The sequence below is a fragment of the Kordia aestuariivivens genome (assembly GCF_014397005.1).
GTDB lineage: Bacteria > Bacteroidota > Bacteroidia > Flavobacteriales > Flavobacteriaceae > Kordia > Kordia aestuariivivens.
On record NZ_JACGWS010000001.1, the window covers coordinates 165,746 to 185,594 of the forward strand.

Annotated in this window: 22 protein-coding genes and 1 tRNA gene; 16 read left to right on the forward strand and 7 right to left on the reverse strand. The window is 32.2% G+C overall.

From position 1 onward, the window contains the following. Window positions 1–4: 4 nt before the first annotated feature. From H2O64_RS00685 to H2O64_RS00695, 3 genes are all read left to right on the forward strand, one after another. Window positions 5–661 carry an HAD family hydrolase gene (locus tag H2O64_RS00685; RefSeq protein WP_187560210.1) on the forward strand — a complete coding sequence of 219 codons (657 nt, stop codon included), beginning with the start codon at window positions 5–7 and terminating at the stop codon, window positions 659–661. 233 nt (window positions 662–894) lie between these two features. Beyond that, window positions 895–1,314, forward strand: coding sequence for a carboxypeptidase-like regulatory domain-containing protein (locus tag H2O64_RS00690; protein WP_187560211.1), 420 nt, complete (start codon window positions 895–897; stop codon window positions 1,312–1,314). A 28-nt stretch (window positions 1,315–1,342) separates the two neighbouring features. After that, window positions 1,343–2,356: a transglutaminase domain-containing protein gene (locus H2O64_RS00695; protein ID WP_187560212.1), complete on the forward strand. Its 1,014-nt coding sequence runs from the start codon at window positions 1,343–1,345 to the stop codon at window positions 2,354–2,356. A 3-nt stretch (window positions 2,357–2,359) separates the two neighbouring features. Here the strand turns inward: H2O64_RS00695 and H2O64_RS00700 are convergent, their stop codons facing one another. Beyond that, window positions 2,360–2,686 (reverse strand): ArsR/SmtB family transcription factor, encoded by a 327-nt coding sequence (locus tag H2O64_RS00700; protein ID WP_187560213.1) that lies wholly within the window; start codon window positions 2,684–2,686, stop codon window positions 2,360–2,362. Continuing rightward, window positions 2,676–3,104 carry an SRPBCC family protein gene (locus tag H2O64_RS00705; RefSeq protein WP_187560214.1) on the reverse strand — a complete coding sequence of 143 codons (429 nt, stop codon included), beginning with the start codon at window positions 3,102–3,104 and terminating at the stop codon, window positions 2,676–2,678. The genes H2O64_RS00700 and H2O64_RS00705 overlap by 11 nt, the downstream gene beginning before the upstream one ends. Before the next feature lie 312 nt (window positions 3,105–3,416). Between H2O64_RS00705 and trxA the strand changes: the two genes are divergently transcribed. From trxA to H2O64_RS00720, 3 genes are all read left to right on the forward strand, one after another. Beyond that, complete coding sequence (trxA, locus tag H2O64_RS00710; RefSeq protein WP_187560215.1) at window positions 3,417–3,737, forward strand: thioredoxin; 321 nt, start codon at window positions 3,417–3,419, stop codon at window positions 3,735–3,737. Between the two features lie 321 nt (window positions 3,738–4,058). Then, entirely contained in the window at window positions 4,059–4,988 is a 930-nt protein-coding gene (locus tag H2O64_RS00715; RefSeq protein ID WP_187560216.1) for a DUF58 domain-containing protein, read from the forward strand. Between the two features lie 86 nt (window positions 4,989–5,074). After that, window positions 5,075–5,148 (forward strand) — tRNA-Asp (locus H2O64_RS00720). Between the two features lie 547 nt (window positions 5,149–5,695). On the opposite strand, the gene H2O64_RS00725 is transcribed toward H2O64_RS00720, so the two are convergent. Continuing rightward, window positions 5,696–6,196 (reverse strand): DUF456 domain-containing protein, encoded by a 501-nt coding sequence (locus H2O64_RS00725; RefSeq protein WP_187560217.1) that lies wholly within the window; start codon window positions 6,194–6,196, stop codon window positions 5,696–5,698. A gap of 136 nt (window positions 6,197–6,332) precedes the next feature. Between H2O64_RS00725 and H2O64_RS00730 the strand changes: the two genes are divergently transcribed. The 5 genes from H2O64_RS00730 (at window position 6,333) to H2O64_RS00750 (ending at window position 11,931) form a co-directional block, all read left to right on the forward strand. Beyond that, window positions 6,333–6,701: a BlaI/MecI/CopY family transcriptional regulator gene (locus H2O64_RS00730; protein WP_187560218.1), complete on the forward strand. Its 369-nt coding sequence runs from the start codon at window positions 6,333–6,335 to the stop codon at window positions 6,699–6,701. Continuing rightward, entirely contained in the window at window positions 6,698–8,191 is a 1,494-nt protein-coding gene (locus H2O64_RS00735) for a M56 family metallopeptidase (RefSeq protein ID WP_187560219.1), read from the forward strand. Before H2O64_RS00730 ends, H2O64_RS00735 begins: the two co-directional genes overlap by 4 nt. Window positions 8,192–8,199: 8 nt before the next feature. Next, window positions 8,200–9,342 carry a tetratricopeptide repeat protein gene (locus H2O64_RS00740; protein ID WP_187560220.1) on the forward strand — a complete coding sequence of 381 codons (1,143 nt, stop codon included), beginning with the start codon at window positions 8,200–8,202 and terminating at the stop codon, window positions 9,340–9,342. A 106-nt stretch (window positions 9,343–9,448) separates the two neighbouring features. Beyond that, entirely contained in the window at window positions 9,449–11,356 is a 1,908-nt protein-coding gene (locus H2O64_RS00745) for an NACHT domain-containing protein (protein WP_187560221.1), read from the forward strand. A gap of 92 nt (window positions 11,357–11,448) precedes the next feature. Further along, entirely contained in the window at window positions 11,449–11,931 is a 483-nt protein-coding gene (locus H2O64_RS00750) for a hypothetical protein (RefSeq protein ID WP_187560222.1), read from the forward strand. Window positions 11,932–12,007: 76 nt separating this feature from the next. On the opposite strand, the gene H2O64_RS00755 is transcribed toward H2O64_RS00750, so the two are convergent. Further along, on the reverse strand, window positions 12,008–12,754 hold the full coding sequence (locus H2O64_RS00755; protein ID WP_187560223.1) for a Bax inhibitor-1/YccA family protein: 747 nt from the start codon (window positions 12,752–12,754) through the stop codon (window positions 12,008–12,010). 102 nt (window positions 12,755–12,856) lie between these two features. Between H2O64_RS00755 and parS the strand changes: the two genes are divergently transcribed. Together parS and H2O64_RS00765 are read left to right on the forward strand one after the other, a co-directional pair. After that, entirely contained in the window at window positions 12,857–13,270 is a 414-nt protein-coding gene (gene parS / locus H2O64_RS00760) for a type II RES/Xre toxin-antitoxin system antitoxin (RefSeq protein ID WP_187560224.1), read from the forward strand. Continuing rightward, a complete protein-coding gene (locus tag H2O64_RS00765; RefSeq protein ID WP_187560225.1) occupies window positions 13,270–13,734 on the forward strand; it encodes an RES family NAD+ phosphorylase in 465 nt (154 codons plus the stop codon). Before parS ends, H2O64_RS00765 begins: the two co-directional genes overlap by 1 nt. A gap of 7 nt (window positions 13,735–13,741) precedes the next feature. Here H2O64_RS00765 and H2O64_RS00770 read toward each other — a convergent pair whose 3' ends face one another. The 3 genes from H2O64_RS00770 to H2O64_RS00780 form a co-directional block, all read right to left on the reverse strand. Next, window positions 13,742–15,025: a hypothetical protein gene (locus tag H2O64_RS00770; RefSeq protein WP_187560226.1), complete on the reverse strand. Its 1,284-nt coding sequence runs from the start codon at window positions 15,023–15,025 to the stop codon at window positions 13,742–13,744. 96 nt (window positions 15,026–15,121) lie between these two features. After that, window positions 15,122–16,252: a glycosyltransferase family 2 protein gene (locus H2O64_RS00775; protein WP_187560227.1), complete on the reverse strand. Its 1,131-nt coding sequence runs from the start codon at window positions 16,250–16,252 to the stop codon at window positions 15,122–15,124. Beyond that, entirely contained in the window at window positions 16,249–17,190 is a 942-nt protein-coding gene (locus tag H2O64_RS00780) for a lysylphosphatidylglycerol synthase domain-containing protein (protein WP_235982721.1), read from the reverse strand. Before H2O64_RS00780 ends, H2O64_RS00775 begins: the two co-directional genes overlap by 4 nt. Window positions 17,191–17,309: 119 nt before the next feature. Between H2O64_RS00780 and ruvC the strand changes: the two genes are divergently transcribed. From ruvC to hemW, 3 genes are read left to right on the forward strand one after another with little or no spacing between them, the layout of a single operon-like run. Then, a complete protein-coding gene (ruvC, locus tag H2O64_RS00785) occupies window positions 17,310–17,885 on the forward strand; it encodes a crossover junction endodeoxyribonuclease RuvC (protein ID WP_187560228.1) in 576 nt (191 codons plus the stop codon). A gap of 59 nt (window positions 17,886–17,944) precedes the next feature. After that, window positions 17,945–18,682 (forward strand): DUF3667 domain-containing protein, encoded by a 738-nt coding sequence (locus H2O64_RS00790; protein ID WP_187560229.1) that lies wholly within the window; start codon window positions 17,945–17,947, stop codon window positions 18,680–18,682. Window positions 18,683–18,684: 2 nt separating this feature from the next. Further along, window positions 18,685–19,809, forward strand: coding sequence for a radical SAM family heme chaperone HemW (gene hemW / locus H2O64_RS00795; RefSeq protein ID WP_187560230.1), 1,125 nt, complete (start codon window positions 18,685–18,687; stop codon window positions 19,807–19,809). Window positions 19,810–19,849 lie beyond the last annotated feature (40 nt).

Consider the following 19,849-nt stretch of genomic DNA (forward strand, 5'->3'; position numbering starts at 1 on the left):
ATTTATGAAAAAAGAAAATCTCCTCGTTTTTGATATTGACGGAACGTTGCTTGACAGCGAAAACGTCCATCAAACAGGATTTATAAATGCGCTTCACGCGATTGGCGTAGAATTCGTAAATACAGATTGGGAAAGCTACACACACTTAACCGATAGTTTTATCGCGAAGCAAAATTATGAAATTGATGTGAATCGTGGATTTTCAGAAGAAATGTTGCTACGGTTTGAAGCTGAATTTATGAAGTTAATTCGCGATTGTAAAGTGACACAAATAGCTGGCGCGAATGTTTTTCTGCAAAGAATCTTAAACGAAACTAATTACGCAATTTGTTTTGCCACAGGTTCACTTTTACAACCTGTATTGTTAAAATTAGATCGTGCTGAAATTGAGTACAATCAAACCGTATTGGAAGCTTCTAATAATTATTTTACACGCGAAGAAATTGTCAATTCTGCCATCGCGAAAGCAAAAACATTTCATAATGTCTCTACATTTAAAAGAGTTATTTCGCTTGGAGACGGAGTTTGGGATGTGAAAACCGCAAAAAATCTTGGAATAGAGTTCATCGGAATTGGCGAAGGAAATCAAGAAAAACTAGCTTCTCACGGCGTAAAACATCATTTTGAAAACTTTGAAAAATTTGATGTAACTTTATTGTGAATCAAAAGGATATAAGATAATTACTTATAGAAGTTGTATAAATAGCGCGTTCACTCATTCATAACCGATGTTTACTCAATGTAGTTTTTCTATGTATGCTTCTTGTAATAAATTTGAATATATAAAATAGTCAGCATTATGAAATGCGCATATTTGAAAGTTTCCATGCTTACCGAAATGATGATGATGCGTATTCCATTTGACAAATTTAAAAACAATAAAATATGAAACAGATGAAAACAAAATTCACAGGTACACAAAAATTATGGTATGTTGCAATCTTCATGATTGTTGCATGTGCATTTAATCCAATGTATGGACAATCTGACCAAAAAACTTCAACCGAAGTTGCACAAAAAGAAAGAATTATTAAAGGTCTTATTAGTGATGAACAAGGTCCTTTGCCAGGTGTTAATATTACACTGAAAGGAACGAATATTGGAGTTGCTACAAATGTTAAAGGGGAATTTACATTTCCTAAAGCATTAAAAAATGGTGACATTTTATTGGTTAGTTATTTAGGTTATAAAACGACGGAAGTAAAAATTAAGCCAGAAACTAATTTTGTAAAACTTGTCATATCTGAAGAAATAATTGAGTTTATGGGCAGTTTGAATACAAATAAACGTTACAAGTCTAAGCGAAAAAATTAATACGTATTCATATTATATTATTTTTTTAATGAACACAATTAAATATATTTTTCTATTCATTTTTGTATTCCAATTGAATGCTCAAAAATCTGATTTTTCAACAATCACTTTTGAAAAAGCGGATAGAATTGCATTGGAATACAAAAATGAAAAACTTACTAATTTACCTGAATTAGCGTATAAACTTACGTCAGATTTAACAACTGATGTGGAACGTTTTAGAGCTATTTTTAAGTGGGTTTGCAGTAATGTTGCGAATGATTATTATTTGTATTCAAAAAACATGCGCAAAAGACAACGCTATAAAAATGATAGCGTACGTCTTAAAGATTGGAATGATGAATTTAAAAAAGTAATCTTTCAAAAACTCCGTAGAAATAATAGAACTATTTGTACAGGTTATGCTTATCTCATTAAGGAATTGGCAAATTTAGCGAATATAGATTGCGAAATTGTGCATGGTTTTGCCAAAACAAGTACGATAAATATTGAAACCTTAGATGTTCCTAATCATTCTTGGAACGCTGTTAAATTAAGCGGAAAATGGTACCTCTGCGATCCAACGTGGGCAAGCGGAATTCCAGACCCAGAATCGGCTCAATTTGAGTTTCAATTTAATGATGGATTCTTTCTGTCTGATCCAAATATTTTTGCCGTCAATCATTTTCCAGTGGATGAAAAATGGTCACTTTTGAATGACGATCAACCTTCATTCAATACGTTTTTAGATGCTCCGATTATCTATAATAAAGCATATACGTATTTTAGCAATCATAATGCGCCAAAAAAATTGCATACGGATATTCGAAAAAATGAGCATGTTATTTTCAAATTACAATTACTGAAATCTGTAAAAAAAGAAGATGTCAATCTTTTAATTGATACCACTTTTACTAGTAAAAAAATTCATCCTGAATCAATTTCAATTAAGGATCAATCGTTAACTATCGATTATACTTTTGATACCACAGGATATTACGATGTTCATCTGTATGTAAAAGATGATTTAATTTCTACCTACACAGTTGAGGTCAATAAATAAAAATTAAGGATTCTTAGTATCTAAATAATTTCCTAAATCTTCTAAAGAATCATCCCAGAATTGCTCATAAAATTTTAACCATTTATTGAGTTCTTTCAAAGGGTTTGTATTCACATTGCAAAATCGCTCACGACCTTTACTTTCAATATGAACCAAGCCAGCTTCTTCAAGTGTTTTAATATGTTTCGTAATTCCTTGTCGTGTAATATCGAACTGATTGGAGATTTGTGAAATAGATAATGCAGCACTTGCAATAACCAACGCGTGAAAAATATCACGCCTCGTTGGATCTGCAATTGCTTTGAATACTTGAGTGATTTTATCCTGCATGTATAGTTTCTTTTAAATAAGCGAGTAATTTAGTCAGGCAATTATCCCAACCGCCATTGAAACTTTCAAACATTGCAATCGCTGTTTCACCTTTGTAATTGGCGATTCCGGAATGTTCTAAATGTAATTTTGTTCCTTCGGGAACCGTTTCTAATGTCCAGCTAACCGTAGTTTCAACATTCGTATCTGCTACTTCCCAAGTATAAACCAACGTATAAGGATCGGCGCTTTTTATCGTTCCTGTAATGGCTTCACATCCTTTTTCTTCCGTAGGGAAGAAGGTATATTGAAATCCTGTTTCTGCTTTAAAATTGGTTTTTATAAACCAAGTAGACAATTCTTCTGCTTTTGTGATAGCATTCCATATTACATCAATTGGATGATTAAATACCTTTTCTTTTGTTATTAGATCTTTCATAAAATTTAGAGATTACATTAATACGCAACTAATTGGTTGCTAAATTACAAAATATTCTTAAACATGCAACTTTTTGGTTGCTTATTTGAAAATTGTCGAAAATAATTGATAGAAGGAATAATGAAAATGGTGTAAAAAGTTTTAATTCAGTATCTTTGACTATCTGAATACGATTAAATTAGTGATATAAAAAAAACCAATTGGCGTATAATCAAAACGAATACTTGCTGTGTAAGTTTTGGCAGAATATTTGACTAATATTGCATATATCACAAAAAATACATAAAATAAAAATTTAAAACATACATAATTATGGCTTTAGAAATCACAGATGCTAACTTCGAAGAATTAGTAATGAATAGCGACAAACCTGTACTAGTTGACTTTTGGGCAGCTTGGTGTGGACCTTGTAAAATGTTAGGTCCTGTTGTAGAACAGATCGCAAATGAATATGAAGGGAAAGCTGTCGTAGGAAAGTTAGACGTTGATGCTAACCAACAATACGCTGCTCAGTTTGGAGTTCGTAACATTCCAACAGTATTAATGTTCCAAAACGGAGAATTAGTAGGACGTCAAGTAGGAGTTGCTCCAAAAAACGCATATACAGAAGCTATTGACAAGTTATTAGCTTAAGAAATAATATATTTCGATATAGAACGATAAAGGTTTGGTGTATTGCCAAACCTTTTTTATTTTAGTGAAACTCAATTTTGAGAAGCCCAAAGGATGAACTCAAAATTGAGTTGAACTAATCCTGCTGAAAAGCAGGATCTCAAGAATGTTTTTTGAAAGTTTCTATAAATTCTTAGAACTTATTTTTTAATCTAATATTGAAAAATCTGCAAGATGTATTAAAAGGTAAGAAGTAATCCTTTTACTTTAATGCAAAGAACTATCGCTTAACATCAAAATCAGTATATTTCATGAAAATATACATCACTAAAGAAAACGCTTGTGAACTTACAACAAGAATTCAATAAAACTTCAGGATTTAAAAATCTAGAATTGCTTGCACAACAAGTAGTTGAAGGATTTATTTCAGGAATGCATAAAAGTCCATTTCACGGTTTTTCTGCGGAATTTGCTGAACATAAAATTTACAATTCTGGCGAAAGCACGAAACATATTGATTGGAAATTATTTGCCAAAACAGATAAGTTATACACCAAAAAATACGAAGAAGAAACCAATCTGCGCTGTCATATCATTATAGATAATTCGTCGTCGATGCATTATCCAGAAGTGGAAGAACCATCTATTGAGAACTTAAATAAAATAGGTTTTTCGGTATTGGCAACCGCTTCATTGATGAATATTCTTAAAAAGCAGCGTGATGCTATTGGATTGAGTATTTATTCTGATAGTTATGATTTTTACGCACCTGAAAAAGGAAGCGAACGCCATCATCAATTGTTATTGAATGCGCTTGATAAAACAGTCACTACAAAGCGAATTAATAAAAAAACAGATACATACACCTATTTGCATCAGATCGCAGAGAAAATACACCGTAGAAGTCTTATTTTCCTTTTCACAGACATGTTTCAAGATGGTGTTGCTGATGAAAAACTATTTGAAGCATTACAACATTTAAAATATAACAAACACGAAGTTATCTTATTTCACGTATTTGATTCTGAGAAAGAATTAAATTTTGAATTTAATAACAAACCCAAACGCTTTGTTGATGTAGAATCGGGTGAGCATATCGATATTTATGCAGATACCGTACAAGAAAACTATCAAAAAGCAGTTGAGACTTATTTTCAGCAATTACGAATGAAATGTGCGCAATACAAAATAAAATATGTGACGGCAGATATTACAAAAGATTTTGAAAAAATTCTAACTACGTATTTGGTTGAAAGACAAAAGTTTGCATAGGTTACTGTGAAAAAGTTCAAATTTTTATTGAAATATGTTTGCATAAATAGAATTGTGGTGTATATTTGCAACCGCAATAAAGCAACGGTTTGGTAGTTCAGCTGGTTAGAATACATGCCTGTCACGCATGGGGTCGCGGGTTCGAATCCCGTCCAGACCGCAAAAATTGCAAAAAAGCTTCTTTTTATTAAGAAGCTTTTTTTGGCAAAATGATTTAGTTGTGTTGTTTGAGGTAAGTCCTTGATTTACCTTTGGTTTAGTAGTTAAACCAATGAAAAGCTTTCCTTTTTTCTGTATAGAAAATTGGGATGCTTTTTTATTTTAGTGAAACTCAACTTTGCGCAGTCCGAAGGACGCACGCAAAGTTGCAAGTTGAACTAATCCCGCTGGATAGCAGGATCATGCACAATGTATTTCTACTTCTTAATATGTATTACTTTATCTCTTTTGAATTCAAATTTTTATAAATCCGAAGGACGCACGCAAAGTTGCAAGTTGAACTAATCCCGCTGAATAGCAGAATCATGCATAATGTATTTCTACTTCTTAATATATATTCCTTTATCTCTTTTGAATTCAAATTTTTATAAATCCGAAGGATGCACGCAAAGTTGCAAGTTGAACTAATCCCGCTGGATAGCGGGATCTTTATGAATACACTCCAAAAATTTATTTTTATTTATAAAGAGTAATTTTTCTTCTAGTTTCTAAAAAATAACACCTTTATATTCCCAAAAGTCACTCAAAAAAAAGCCGAAATAAACAATAGCGACAATAAACTTCAAGAGCGTAGAGAATAAGAAGCCTAAAAACGAGCCAAAAGCGGCTTTAAAGGCACTATCTACATCTTTGTTGGCAAATGCTAGTTCTCCGATCAACGCGCCTAAAAACGGTCCGATAATAATTCCAAAAGGTCCTAAAAATAACAATCCGAGAATTAAACCGATTGTAGTTCCGTAAATTCCATATTTGCTGCCGCCAAAACGTTTGGTACCAATGGCAGGAATGATATAATCCATCACAAAAACTAGGACAGCGATAAAAAGTGTAATGCCTAAAAATGTCCAGTTATTTGGAATTGCTTCTGTAAGATATAGAAACAACAAGCCGAACCAACTTGTAACTGGTCCGGGAATAATAGGTAAAAAGCTTCCAATGATTCCGAGTAGCATCAACAAAAAGCCAAGTATGGTAAAGAAAATATCCATGTGTTAATTTCTCTGTGAGACGTTTTTAAAATGATATTGTTACAATTTTATAACTAATAAGTTAGTTTAAACTAAAAATTTAGTTATATTTGTTTTATAGAACTAAGAGTTTAGTTGAAAAAACACGATTGAATATATGAAGCAATTAACGAAAGCAGAAGAGGAAATTATGCAAATTCTGTGGCAACTAGAAAAAGCAAATGTAAAAACCATCATTGAAAACTTTGCAGGTTCAAAACCTGCGTACAATACGGTTTCTACCATTGTTCGAATTCTAGAAAGCAAAGGATTTGTAGGATATGAAAAAGTAGGGAAAGGACATATATACTTTCCGCTGTTAGCGCAATCAGAATATAGCAATCAATCCATTTCTAAATTGGTGAATGGTTATTTTCAAGGATCTTTTAAAAGTATGGTATCGTTTTTTATGGAAAAAAATGACATCAGTACTTCGGAATTGGAAGACATACTTCAAGAAATCGAAAAAAATAACAAGAAATCATGATTTTATATTTTGTTCAAGTCATTTCGTTTCAGCTACTATTTTTAGTAAGCTACGATCTGTTTCTAAAAAAAGAAACATTTTTCAATTGGAATAGAGCATATTTAATCTGTTCGTCATTACTTTCTTTTATAATACCTTTTATTAAGATAGAAAGTTTTCAAAAAGCCATTCCACAAGAATATATTGTACTGTTGCCAGAAATTATACTCACGCCCGAAAAAGCAGTCGAAATTATTGCGCCTTCATGGAATTGGTATCTCATTATTGGAATCGCGATTAGTAGCATCTTATTTATATATAAAATTTCGCAGTTAGTCCGATTGAAATTGAAAGGAATTATTGTACATCAAGGAAGTTATAAAATCATCAAAATGCCAAACAGCACGATGGCTTTTTCCATCTTTAATTATGTATTTATCGGAGATGATATTGAAGAAGAAAAACTAGAAGACATTCTTTCGCACGAATTGGTTCACATTCGTGAAAAACACTCACTAGACTTGTTGTATTTTGAACTCTTACGCATCTTGTTTTGGTTCAATCCGTTAGTATATATTTATCAAAAACGAATCTCCGAATTGCATGAGTTTATTGCTGATGCAACAGTTGTAAAGCATAAAAATAAATCCGATTACTATGAAAAATTGTTGACTGAAGTCTTTCAAACACAGCATTTTTCGTTCACCAATCAATTCTTTAAACATTCATTAATCAAAAAACGAATCAGTATGTTAACAAAACAAAAATCCCGAGAAATTTTAAAATTAAAGTACTTAGTGTTAATTCCAGTATTATTAATCACGCTATTGTATACCTCGTGTAATAATAGTACAGAAACGGATATTGACCCAAAAGCATCCATTGAGCAATTGGAAGCCAATGTCAAAACAACGTTGGATAATTTCAATACGTACAGTAAAAGTCTGAAAGGCATCGAAATATTGAGTGAAAAACAATATGCAGAACTAGGCGACTTAATGCAAGTTTTCCTTGAAGCGCAACGCGCATTGAGTATTGCAAAAGGAAAAGAACCTGAAGCTTTATCAAAACTAGAAAGAAGTTATGAAGACTATCTAAAAGAAAGAAAGGCAAATATAGCCGAAACGAGTTCGTATGAAACTCTAGAAAAAGATGCTCTTGAATTCAAAATGATTGACAAAGCACCAACCTTTCCAGGATGTGAAGGAGAAGCTACTTTAGAAGCTTTGAAAGATTGTTTTTTACAAAATGTTGCTAAACATGTCAATAAAAATTTCAATTTAAAATTAGCAGAAGAATTAGACTTAAAAGGTGTGCAAAAAATGTTTGCTAAATTTGTTGTAGATAAAAATGGAGAAATTAAAGACATGCAAATAAGAGCGCCACATCCTCAATTGAAAATAGAAGTGGAACGTGTATTAAATACGTTGCCAAAACTAACACCCGCCGAAAAAGACGGAAAACCAGTAAGTGTAAAATACATGTTGCCAATCTCATTTAAAATACAATAATTTTTAGAATGAATAGATTACTAATAGTATTCATTTCACTAACATTCATAAGCAAAGTCGGAGCGCAATCTTCGACTTTTGTTGTTGCGGATAGTTTATACCGTGTCGGAAACTTTTCAAAAGCAATAAAAGCTTATGAAAAGCTGGAAAATAGCAGTTATGCAAACACGCAAATTGCAAAGTCATACAAAGCCTTAGGAAACTCCAAAAAAGCGATTGTCAACTATGAAAAAGCCTTAGCTGTCGATTCTCTAAACACCCTTGTTTTATATGACTATGGGAAGTTATTGTTTTCGACAGGAAAACCTCAAAAATCCTTGACTATTTTTGAAAAGTTAAAAGCAAAAGATACGCTCAATCCAAATTTTCATTATCAAATTGGCTTGGCGAAAGAAGCATTACAAAAAGAAGATTTCCTAAGCGCATACAAAACCGTTTTTCAACTCGATTCACAACATCAAAAAAGTATTTACAAGTTGATTGTGTATCACTTGAAGCATAAAGAATTTGAAAAAGCGGCAGCATTCATCAACGTAGGATTAAAAAATAATGCGGATGATGCAAAAGTTATCGGTTTCAATGCGCAATTGCTCTACGCATTAAAGCAACACAGAAAAGCATTGTTTTGGTTTGAAAAATTGATCGACCGTAAAAAAGCAACGCAATATGTATATGAAAAAGCAGCTTTTTCGGCGTATCGTGTGGGGAAAATTCTAAAATCGATTGCCTATTATGAAGAAGCTTTAAAGCGCGATCAAGGAAACTATTTTTACCATTCGCAATTGGCAAAATTATACTATCAAGATGGAGTTGTCAAAAAAGCAGAACATCATGCTTCACAATCAATTCTTGCAAAAATGATTGATACTTCAGGCGATTATTACATTCTCGGGTTGGTTGCTTTTGATCGAAAAGAGCATGGTAGCGCCATGAAACTATTCAGTAGAGCATTGGAGGAAAATCCAGACTATGAAGCGGCGCAATTTCAATTGGCGTTATGTGCGGATAGTTACTATTCGGATTTAAAAGCAACCTTGAAAACGTACGAGCGTTTTTTAGAAAAATTTCCTGAAGCAAAGCTCGATAAGCAGAAAATTATCCGAACGCGCATTCGTGAACTCAAAGCGGAAATACACTTAAAATCAGAATAAAATTAATTTTTACATACTTCTTCGTGGGAAAATTTCCAACAACACATGAAAATCATAGGTTTTTTCTTATATTTAGATATTTGGTTATTCTTAATACTATTTTTAAATGCTTGATATTATTTACGAAAAATTAATTACTACCGGGATTAAATTAATTAATCAAGAAATAAAAAGGTCAGATTTTAGTCCCAAATATTCACCGAAGGAATTACAAAAAGCAATTTTTAAGCATACTACATATATTAAAAATGAAACAAAACTTATTTCGTATAGAAAGACTAAAAAGAGTAAAAAAATAAGTGATGTATATATAGACATCGACATCAGTGTGAAGCCAAGAAGTGAATCCGTTTATGGGGCTTCACGAGAAAAATTTATTATTAATGAAATTATAAAGCACAAGGAAGAAGAGCTTGAATTTGGTCAATTGACACATATCATTTTAATGGGTGGTCCAGGTGCAGGAAAAACAACTACAGTAGGTCGTATTTGCAGACGTTTTTTAGGAGAGGAGCATAGTTTTGAGTTCAAACTTCCTATTTTAATCAAGTTGAGAGATATTCCTCAAGAGCTCACGATATATGGAAAGCTTGTAGATATTTTAGGACTAGAATTTTATAGTAAGGATAAAACTTCAATTTTTAAGGATAAGATGCTCTCTAGAAAAATTGTCAATGCGTATTTGAATAGTTTAAATGCTATTCTGGTTATTGACGGTTTGGATGAAGTAGAACCCAAAAAACTTAGTTTTTATAATGAAGAAATTAAAGACTTATTCAACTATTTAGATAATACGTTGGTTATTTTAACTTCTAGAAGTGCATCATTAAATTATTCATTTCCAAATTCTGAAAAGTATGAATTATGCGATTTAAGTGATGATCAAGTTGTTCAGTTTGTAAATAATTGGTTCAGTGAAGAAAAACATGAAGCACAAAATTTCTTAAGTAGCTTTAAAGAATCTCAATTTTATATTCATAATCTAAAAATACAACCATTAACTCTTGCTCACATTTGTGGAATGTTCGAATTCACAGGGAAACTTTACGATAAGCCAAGAAATTTGTACAAAAGATTACTTAAATTATTGATTGAAGATTGGGATGCAAATAGGCAAATAAAAGAAAGGTCATTATATTTTGAACGGAAACAACAAAATACACAGTATTCAAAATTTGAAACAGACGACAAGATCAAGTTTTTGTCGCACTTTGCTTTTGATCTTAGCGTTAAATATGCAACAAGATCATACACTACTGAAGAATTTGAGGAATCCTATTTAAGAATTTATGAGAACCATAATTTACCGAGAAATCAATGTGAAAAAGTTGTCAAAGAAATTGAAGCACATAATGGAATTATTATTAAATCGAGTATAGATACTTTTCTATTTTATCATAAAGTAATACAAGAAATTTTAGCAGCTAAGCACATTACAGGCTTGAAAAAGGTGCCAATTAATAAAATAAGCCATTCAAACATCTCAAATGAATTAGCAATTGCAGTTTGTATTGCTTCAGATTCAACAGATTGGTACATAGATTTTATATTTAATGAATTAGGTAAAATGAATCTGACAACTACATTTGTTTCAGAATTTTTAACAAGATTAATTGATGAACAGCCTATTTTTAAAAGGACAAAAGTAATTCCTTTAAGCTTTATTTATATCTATGATTTATTATTAAGTAAAGGTGTCATAAAAATGTATGATCGTACTGAGCATGAGGTTTTTAGAGACTTAAATACACAAGAGTTTAATAAGAAATTTAATGAAATTATTAGAAAGGCAAAAACTAATAATACAATTTATAATTGTTTTTTAAACTTTGATAGATTTTTTCAAGCGAATTATATTTCTGGAGGTAGACTTTGTAAAGTAAGTATAAAGGCAGATGCTTATGAAGCATTTATCCTAAATGAGCAAGAAGACTATATAAATTTTGATGATATAGAAGCCATGTTCCCTTTGTTAATTACTAGAGACCTATACAAAGAATACTTTGAAAAATAATTTACTTTTTATTATTACCCACTTAAAATCAGAATAATCGCAAGTAAATTGTTGCAAAATGTCTAAAAGTCGTATTTTTCAAGATATTTGTAGTGATGAAACAACTGTGGAAATATTGTCTAGTATTTTTTGTGTGTGTTTCTTGTGACTTGATTAATAGTTCTATTGTAAAAGAAGAAACTATTGTAGCGCAAGAAAAACAGACCATTGATTTGGATACAGTTACCGAATTTCCATCATTCACAAGTTGTGATCATTTAGAAAGTGAAGCACAAAAAAACTGTTTCTTTCAAGCCTTAACGGATCACATTTACGAGCGTTTATCACAAAATGAGCTTATGGTTTCTAAAGCCATTCACGATACCATTCAAGTAGAATTACACATCGATTCCATAGGAATTATTAAGGTTGCCAACATTCAAAAAAAAGCATTTACAGCCAAGCAATTACCGAGCTTAGATAGTTTGATTCGTGCAAGCATCAATAGTTTACCTAAAGCATCTCCTGCGAACAAAAGAGGCATTCCTGTAGCTACAAAATTCATGCTGCCAATTATATTACATGTTGAAGAGTGATAATTTTTTGTTGATTAATAGATAAAAAAATACGCATAAAGAATCCACAAAAAACAAATCAACAAAAAAACAATACCTAAAACCGAATCGCTAATTTCTTCAACAATCGCAACACTTCCACATACAACCAAATAATGGTCACTAATAATTCCCAAGTTGCAAACCATTCATACGTTTTATTGGCTTTTCCGATATACCGATCGATATAATCAAAATCGAGTAATAGGCTCAAAGAAGCAAAAATGGCAACAACGACATTAAACGTAATCGCAAACCAAGAAGAACTCCATAAAAAAGAAATCACAATTCCGAAAAAACTTAGTATAAAAGATACGATATAAATCACGAAAATTGCAGTCGTTACGGTAATCACAACACTTCTGAATTTTTGCGTCACTTTTATAATTTTGGTTACATATAAAAGCAACATAATCATAAAGGTTACCAACGTAATAATAACTGCTTGAAACGGTAAATCGGGAAAAATTTTATGAATATACGCACTAAATCCTCCAATAAACAAACCTTTGGCAAGTGCATAAATAATAGTGAGTGGCATAACCCATTCGCGTTTCACAGAAATAAGAATACTGCATATAAGGGCAACAATAAGTCCACCAGTAGTAATCCACTTAACTTCCACACCATCATAAAATAATTTCCAAGAAACTCCGGCTGTTAAAGAGACCAATAGCAAACAAAACATGGATTTCAATACAACACCACGAAGCGTCATTTTTCCTAGTTTTCGCTTTTTCCTAGAAGTATTCCAAAAATAAGTAGTAAATGCAGGATTTGAGGTGGACAATCCGAATAGACTCATGAGCTGATTTTTGTTAAAAATAATAAAAAAATCTACTTCACGGTTTCAATCTCGTTAAATATTTGTAAATTTACATAGTATAATAGGTAAAATTACTAAAACATGGAAGCGCTAACCCTATCGAGCTATATTGATAATCGAAATGATTCGCCACAAAATAAACTCAAAATTATTCACGCTACCCGAACTGGCGTTACGCGATCGCAACTCAAAAAATTTAGTATGCGCGTCGCTTTACCATTGACAAAGATTTCAGAAATTGTGCCTGCTTCGTATTCTACATTGTCCAAAAAACTGAGTTATGATAAAGAAGTAAGTGAACGTTTATTTGAAATTGCAGAAGTCTATTCAAAAGGATTTGAAGTTTTTGGGGACGAAAAAAAGTTTGCACGATGGCTCAATAAAAAAAGTAAAGTTTTGGGCGGACAAACACCTTTTTCACTACTTGATACAAGTTATGGCGTTAAATTGGTCATAGATGAAATTAGACGTATTGATTACGGAATTTTTGCCTAATGATTGTATACAGAATTGACAGAGCAAAGCGTAAAAACAATTTGCTTTCAGGAATTGGCGCTGAAAAAATTGGCGGTCGCTGGAACGAAATCGGAACGCGTGCCGTATATACTTCACAACACATTTCATTAGCGTATTTAGAAGTTGTAATGCATTTAGACATTACAGAAGATTTACCAAGTGATCGTATTTTAGTACATGTTGAAATACCAGATGATGTTTCTGTGTACGAGTTTAAAAAACTACCTAGAAACTGGAATACCTTTCCGTACAATAGTAAAACCCAAGAAATATTTACCAAATTCGTTGAAGAAAACAAACATGCTGTATTAAAAGTACCTTCGGCAATTGTAAAAGACGAATTCAATTATATTCTCAATCCGCGACATATAGATTTCCACAAAATTCAAGTTGTGAAAATTCAAAAATTCACCTTTGATTCACGATTATATAGCGAAAGTTAAACATTGTTTATCGATTATATGGTGTTTCATTAATCCAGTGAAAACCTCTATTAATCAACTTAAACTTCTTTAAATCGAATTGCTTTGCTTTGATAAGAATAGTATCATTCAAATGTGTTCCTTTCAAAGTCAAAATGCTGTCTTTCAATGTGTAGGTAAAATCGTAAGTATCGGTTGAATCGCTACGTTTTTTCATGTACATAGACTTTTGAATCGTATCAAATTCTAATTTAAAGTTAACACGATCTCCATTCATTTGATAAGCATAAATGTAACTTTCACGTTGAATTATAAAGCGTTTCCATAAGGTATCATCTGTAATGAGTAGCGGAATTGTATCTTTATTTTTTTCAATATGCGTAATGTCATAAATTCCATGCATATATGGTTTTGGAGCATTTGGACCGTACGATTCATTCGCGGACATGGCTTGACTTATACATACATAAAAAAACCAACTAACTATATAGACTTTTAAGATAGTAGCTATAATATTAAAACTACGCTTTTTAAAATACTGTGGAAAACTACGTGGAATCGTAGCGGCTTTGGTAAAAAACACCGCAAAAATTCGTTTCCAATCCTGCATAAAAACAAAAAGCGCAAAAAGCAGTAAGTGAAATGAAAAGAGTTTTACAGGAATATCATAACACATATTCATTGCAAAAATATTCATCATCACACCAAAACATACCAATCCGCCAAGTGTGCGTGTGCGTCTAAATATCAATAACAAACCAGCAAGAACTTCTGCAAAACCAGAGAACATTGTGTACGCTTTTGAAGCACCCATAAAAGTCCAAGCAATTCCCATTGGTGAAGAATCTCCATAAGATTGGACTAATCTTCCTAAAGAAGGAACTGGAAACTGTAGTGGAATTATTTTATAAAAACCATAACTAAACATGGAAAATATTAAAAAATACGCAAGAAATACGACCAAAATACGCAACAACTTTACATAATTTTTTCGGTTGCGATCAATAAGACTCCAAATAAGTGTTCCTAAAACGGCAATCAAAAAGTAACAAAAAATTTGCACATAATTATAAGTTGTATCTCCACTTCCAGTAAATCGATATGAACCTGAACTATCAATAAAAACATTAAGAATGTTTTCACCTATATAAGGCACAAGGTTTAACCATATAAACTCATCTATCTTATTTATGATATTAGATAAGAAATCGAAAATATTTAGTGGAAATGGCGATGTGAATAAAAGTGTATAGATAAAGAAAAAACGGAATCCTATTTTTTGAAAAATTGTCCAAGGTGTATTTGCAGACATTTGGCGGTTATATTGGTTAGTCTTTTAAAATTAGATTTTTTTTCTGAAAAGACTTACAAAGCATTAACTTTTTTTAGAAAATTAACGTCTTTTTAATTACTTTTTAAATTCCCGTTGCTTCCAAGTATAACTTGTAAAGAAAGATTTTAAGAATACAAAAACGGTAAAAAATGGATATAAAATTGAACTCAAAAACACATATATGAACCTGAATTTTTGTTGTGTAAATTGTAGTGTTTGAAATAATAAAAGCCCATCAATAATTAATTTTGAGCACCATAAAAGTAACATCACTTGCCATGAAATACTTGTAAATAGTAGTAAGAAAGGAGAAAGGCAGCAGATCAAATTCATTAAAATCACCATCACACCAATCAATTTTCCTGAAAGTAAACTATAATTTGCACTTTTAGAAGCCCAGCGGATGCGTTGCGAAATTAAATCTTGAAACCTAGGCACTGAAAACGTTTGTACCAAAGCTTCTCTCGATTTTAAATACAACACTTTTTTTGGCCATTTTTGCACAAACTTCTCTAGTAGAAATACATCGTCGCCACTAGCTATAGTATCATTTCCGGCGAATCCTTGTACGGCTAAAAACGCTTTTTTTTGATATGCCAAATTAGCGCCATTACACATAAAAGGAATTTGCAATCCAAAACTTCCGATTGTTGTTCCTTGAAGGCTTAAAAAATCGAGCAATTGAAAATAACTAAAAAATGACTTTTCTTCTTTGTACGTAACTGGTGCAGCAATCATTTTTGGCTGCTTCAATACAATCTCTTGATTGAAAAGGTGAAGCCAATTTGGTGGTAAGATACAATCTGCATCTGTGGTTACAATCCAATCATTTTGCAACTGTTTTATGGCGGTTCTAATCGCATCTTTTTTTGGCGAATTAGAAACGCGTTTATTTTTTAGAATGGTAATAGTAATCGTTGGATTTTCTTTGCTGAAATTTTCTATAATCTGATAAGAATCATCTTCAGAAGCATCATCTACAAACCAGAAAGAAACCGCAGAAGTCGGGTAGTGTAACCGTTTTATAGAAGCTAATAAAGTGGGTAAATGTTGGGTTTCATCCCGAAAAGGAATAATTACAGAAAAATTTGTCACAGGTTTTGAAGACTGCAGTTTGACGGTTGAAACTTTCCGAAAACCATATACTAAGCTCAGAATTAATGCGCTATACACGACAATGATGCTATAAAGAATTGCGCTGATCATGAGGTTATTGGCTTTTCTTCTGGAAAAGAAGGATTAAAATTGAATACAAAATAACTTCCCAAAATACTCGGAAGCACAAAATTTAAAATCCACATTAATGAAACGACCGTCAAAATGTTCAATTCAGGAACGTTGAGGTAGCCAAATAACCAAACGGCAATACTTCCTTTGACAATCACATCAAAAATAAACAACATTGGAATTAATGAACTAATCAAATACATGGCGGTAATTGCGCTCATCGTCGTTACATACGAAGTATTCAAGCCAAAAAGAAGCAGTAAAAAGTAAAATTGATGCGAAAATATCAAATAGCGAACGATGGAAATACTCAAGTTTTTTAGGTGAATAGTGTTGGGAATTTTTCGAATAAACCCTTTTAAGTTCTTCCAAGAATATCCTTTAATTTGAAATCGTTTTTGTTTGCTGCCAAGCAGAAAGAGTCCACTAAAAAGCAATACAATAACACACATGCGTAAAATTTTATACCAAGGCAACGCTACACCAAATTGATATATAAAAAAAACAAATCCAACAAGACCGAAACATAAAGTAGCGAACAATTGTGCACTGTTTCCGAGAAAATTTAACCCTACGATTTGCTTCCGTTGAGATTTTGGGAAATACAAAGCTTTTGCGCCGTATTCGCCAACTCTATTTGGTGTAAATAAAGAAGCTGTCAAGCCACCCAAACTCTGCGCTGTACTTTCCCAAAGAGAAATTTGTTTTAGATGTTTTACAAGCGTTTTCCACTTGAAAATTTCCAAAAACCAATTCAAACACGTTGCAAGTAAAAGCAAACTAATACGAGTAGGTTCAAAAACACGAGAAGCTTTCAGTTGCGTTACAAACGTATCAAAATCTAACTGTGAATTGTGAACTAACTTATCATAAATAAAATATGCGGCACCAATAACTATGGTTAGTTTTATTACCAAAGAAAAGAATTGCTTAGTTTTGTGAGATACCGAAGTCTGCATGCTACAAAGTAAAGCATTTCGCAAAACAAATCTATCATGGAAGTCATTTTCACAATTATAGATCTAGTTCGAATTAGATGAAGCAAGAGAAAAAGTCGTTAAAAACAGAAAAAATCATATTAGGAATTGATCCAGGAACTACCATTATGGGTTTTGGTTTGATAAAAATAATAGGCAAGGAAATGAAGTTTTTACAACTCAATGAATTGCAATTACAAAAATATAGCGATCATTACTTAAAGCTAAAATTAATCTTTGAGCGCACCATTGAACTGATTGATACGTATCACCCGGATGAAATTGCCATTGAAGCGCCTTTCTTTGGGAAAAACGTACAATCCATGCTGAAACTAGGGCGTGCGCAAGGAGTTGCGATGGCAGCAGGCTTATCACGCGAAGTTCCAATTACAGAATATGCTCCGAAAAAAATAAAAATGGCAATCACCGGAAACGGAAATGCAAGTAAAGAACAAGTTGCCAAAATGTTACAAAGCTTATTAGGATTAAAAACATTGCCAAAAAACTTAGATTCTATGGACGGTTTAGCAGCAGCAGTTTGTCATTTCTACAATGCAGGGAAAGTTGAGGTCGGAAAAAGTTACTCAGGTTGGGGAAGTTTTGTAAAGCAGAATGAAAAAAGGATAAAAAAGTAAAATAATTACCTTTACACTCATTCTTTAAAATTTGTTTTTAACCAAAACAGCAATACTTTATGAGTCATCAAAAAGAACTTTGTAAAAATTGTGATGCTTCTGTTGACGGAAACTATTGTGCTACCTGTGGACAAAGGACAACGATTGCAAAAATCACGATAAAGGATACCTTTCAGGAAATTATGAATATGTTTTTTTCTGTCAATGCACCTTTGATGGTAACTTTAAAGTATGCAATTATAAATCCCGGAAAGTTATTTAGAGAGTTTATACACGGGAAACGGAAAACGTATTACAAACCTGTTGCCTTTTTCATTCTAATGACTATTGTATATGTAATAGTGAATGCTATTTTGAAGTATGATCCAATACATAGTGAAATGATCAAAGATGCGACTGGAGACATGGAAAGTTTAGCATTTCGGTCAGGGAAATTTATGAGAAATAACATCACAAATTTTCTGTTCTTTTTTGTTTTTTCCTTTGGAATCTCTCTAAAACTGTTTTTTAGGAAGCATTATTCTCTAGCTGAATATTTCGCTGTTGCTTTTTATTTAACGGGAATGTACACGTTGTTAATTTCATGTTTAATGTATCTTATCAGTGAAATTTCTGTTTATTGGCGACCGATTCCATTTCTAATTATGCTGTTGTACTTTTTGTATGCAATTACCTCATTTTTCCAGAGCAAACAGTTCCTTATTTTTTTAAAAGGAATTATAGCCTATATTTTTGCGGTAGTCTTATATATCTTATTTAGTTTTGGGCTCTCAATGTTTATCATCTCTTTTTCTTAAAAATGGCTGGAATTTATATACACATTCCGTTTTGTAAACAAGCATGTCACTATTGTGATTTTCACTTTTCAACTTCTTTAGGGAAGAAAAATGAAATGATTACAGCGATTCAGAAAGAATTATTTCTACGGAAATCAGAACTGGAACAAACTACAATTGAAACCATTTATTTTGGTGGTGGAACACCAAGTATGTTATCGTTTGAAGAAATAGAAGCCATTTTGGAAAGTGTCTACGAAAACTACACAATTACTGACAATCCAGAAATTACTTTAGAAGCAAACCCAGATGATTTAACGGAAGCAAAAATTAAAGAATTTTCAAAATCCAAAATAAATCGATTAAGTATCGGAATTCAGTCGTTTTTTGATACACATTTACAATTCATGAATCGCGCGCATGCGGGAGATGAGGCTATAAAATGTTTGGAAATTGCCACGCAATATTTTGATAATATTACCATTGATTTAATGTATGGAATTCCTAAAATGACCATGCAAGAATGGAAAGAAAATCTTGAAATCGCTTTTAGTTTTAACGTAAACCATATTTCAAGTTATGTGTTAACGGTTGAACCGAAAACGGCATTGGAAAAATTTATCCGACAAGGAACCTGTCCAGATGTTTCTGGATCTGAATCTTGGGCGCATTTTAGCATGCTGGTGGAAGAAACCGAAAAGCAAGGATACATACAATACGAAATTTCTAGTTTTGGGAAACCAGGCTGTTTTTCAAAACATAATTCTTCCTATTGGAAAGGCGCAACCTATATCGGAATTGGTCCTGGAGCACATTCGTTTGATAAAAAATCAAGAAGCTGGAATGTTTCAAACAATCCGTTATACATCAAAAGCATTGCGAAAGACATTGTGCCAATCACCAAAGAAATACTCTCGTTAGACGATCAATATAACGAATATGTCATGACAGGTGTGCGTACAATTTGGGGAATATCGTTGGCATACATTCAAGAAGAATTTGGAGAAGTATATGTTCAACATACATTAAAAGTTGCCGCATCGCATCTACAAGAAAAAAACATTCAACTAGAAGCAAATATTATCAGAACAACACAAAAAGGACAGTTTTTATGCGATGGAATTGCAGCTGATTTCTTTAGAGTTTAATTTAGAAAAATTTCTTAGAAAAACAGCTTTTTCATGCTTT

What these genes read in the sequence shown, in the direction of transcription:
- H2O64_RS00685 (WP_187560210.1), top strand. Translation starts at nt 5, where the DNA reads ATGAAAAAAGAAAATCTCCTCGTTTTTGATATTGACGGAACGTTGCTT.
- H2O64_RS00690 (WP_187560211.1), top strand. Translation starts at nt 895, where the DNA reads ATGAAAACAAAATTCACAGGTACACAAAAATTATGGTATGTTGCAATC.
- H2O64_RS00695 (WP_187560212.1), top strand. Translation starts at nt 1,343, where the DNA reads ATGAACACAATTAAATATATTTTTCTATTCATTTTTGTATTCCAATTG.
- H2O64_RS00700 (WP_187560213.1), bottom strand. Translation starts at nt 2,686, where the DNA reads ATGCAGGATAAAATCACTCAAGTATTCAAAGCAATTGCAGATCCAACG.
- H2O64_RS00705 (WP_187560214.1), bottom strand. Translation starts at nt 3,104, where the DNA reads ATGAAAGATCTAATAACAAAAGAAAAGGTATTTAATCATCCAATTGAT.
- trxA (WP_187560215.1), top strand. Translation starts at nt 3,417, where the DNA reads ATGGCTTTAGAAATCACAGATGCTAACTTCGAAGAATTAGTAATGAAT.
- H2O64_RS00725 (WP_187560217.1), bottom strand. Translation starts at nt 6,196, where the DNA reads ATGGATATTTTCTTTACCATACTTGGCTTTTTGTTGATGCTACTCGGA.
- H2O64_RS00730 (WP_187560218.1), top strand. Translation starts at nt 6,333, where the DNA reads ATGAAGCAATTAACGAAAGCAGAAGAGGAAATTATGCAAATTCTGTGG.
- H2O64_RS00735 (WP_187560219.1), top strand. Translation starts at nt 6,698, where the DNA reads ATGATTTTATATTTTGTTCAAGTCATTTCGTTTCAGCTACTATTTTTA.
- H2O64_RS00740 (WP_187560220.1), top strand. Translation starts at nt 8,200, where the DNA reads ATGAATAGATTACTAATAGTATTCATTTCACTAACATTCATAAGCAAA.
- H2O64_RS00745 (WP_187560221.1), top strand. Translation starts at nt 9,449, where the DNA reads ATGCTTGATATTATTTACGAAAAATTAATTACTACCGGGATTAAATTA.
- H2O64_RS00755 (WP_187560223.1), bottom strand. Translation starts at nt 12,754, where the DNA reads ATGAGTCTATTCGGATTGTCCACCTCAAATCCTGCATTTACTACTTAT.
- parS (WP_187560224.1), top strand. Translation starts at nt 12,857, where the DNA reads ATGGAAGCGCTAACCCTATCGAGCTATATTGATAATCGAAATGATTCG.
- H2O64_RS00765 (WP_187560225.1), top strand. Translation starts at nt 13,270, where the DNA reads ATGATTGTATACAGAATTGACAGAGCAAAGCGTAAAAACAATTTGCTT.
- H2O64_RS00770 (WP_187560226.1), bottom strand. Translation starts at nt 15,025, where the DNA reads ATGTCTGCAAATACACCTTGGACAATTTTTCAAAAAATAGGATTCCGT.
- H2O64_RS00775 (WP_187560227.1), bottom strand. Translation starts at nt 16,252, where the DNA reads ATGATCAGCGCAATTCTTTATAGCATCATTGTCGTGTATAGCGCATTA.
- ruvC (WP_187560228.1), top strand. Translation starts at nt 17,310, where the DNA reads ATGAAGCAAGAGAAAAAGTCGTTAAAAACAGAAAAAATCATATTAGGA.
- H2O64_RS00790 (WP_187560229.1), top strand. Translation starts at nt 17,945, where the DNA reads ATGAGTCATCAAAAAGAACTTTGTAAAAATTGTGATGCTTCTGTTGAC.
- hemW (WP_187560230.1), top strand. Translation starts at nt 18,685, where the DNA reads ATGGCTGGAATTTATATACACATTCCGTTTTGTAAACAAGCATGTCAC.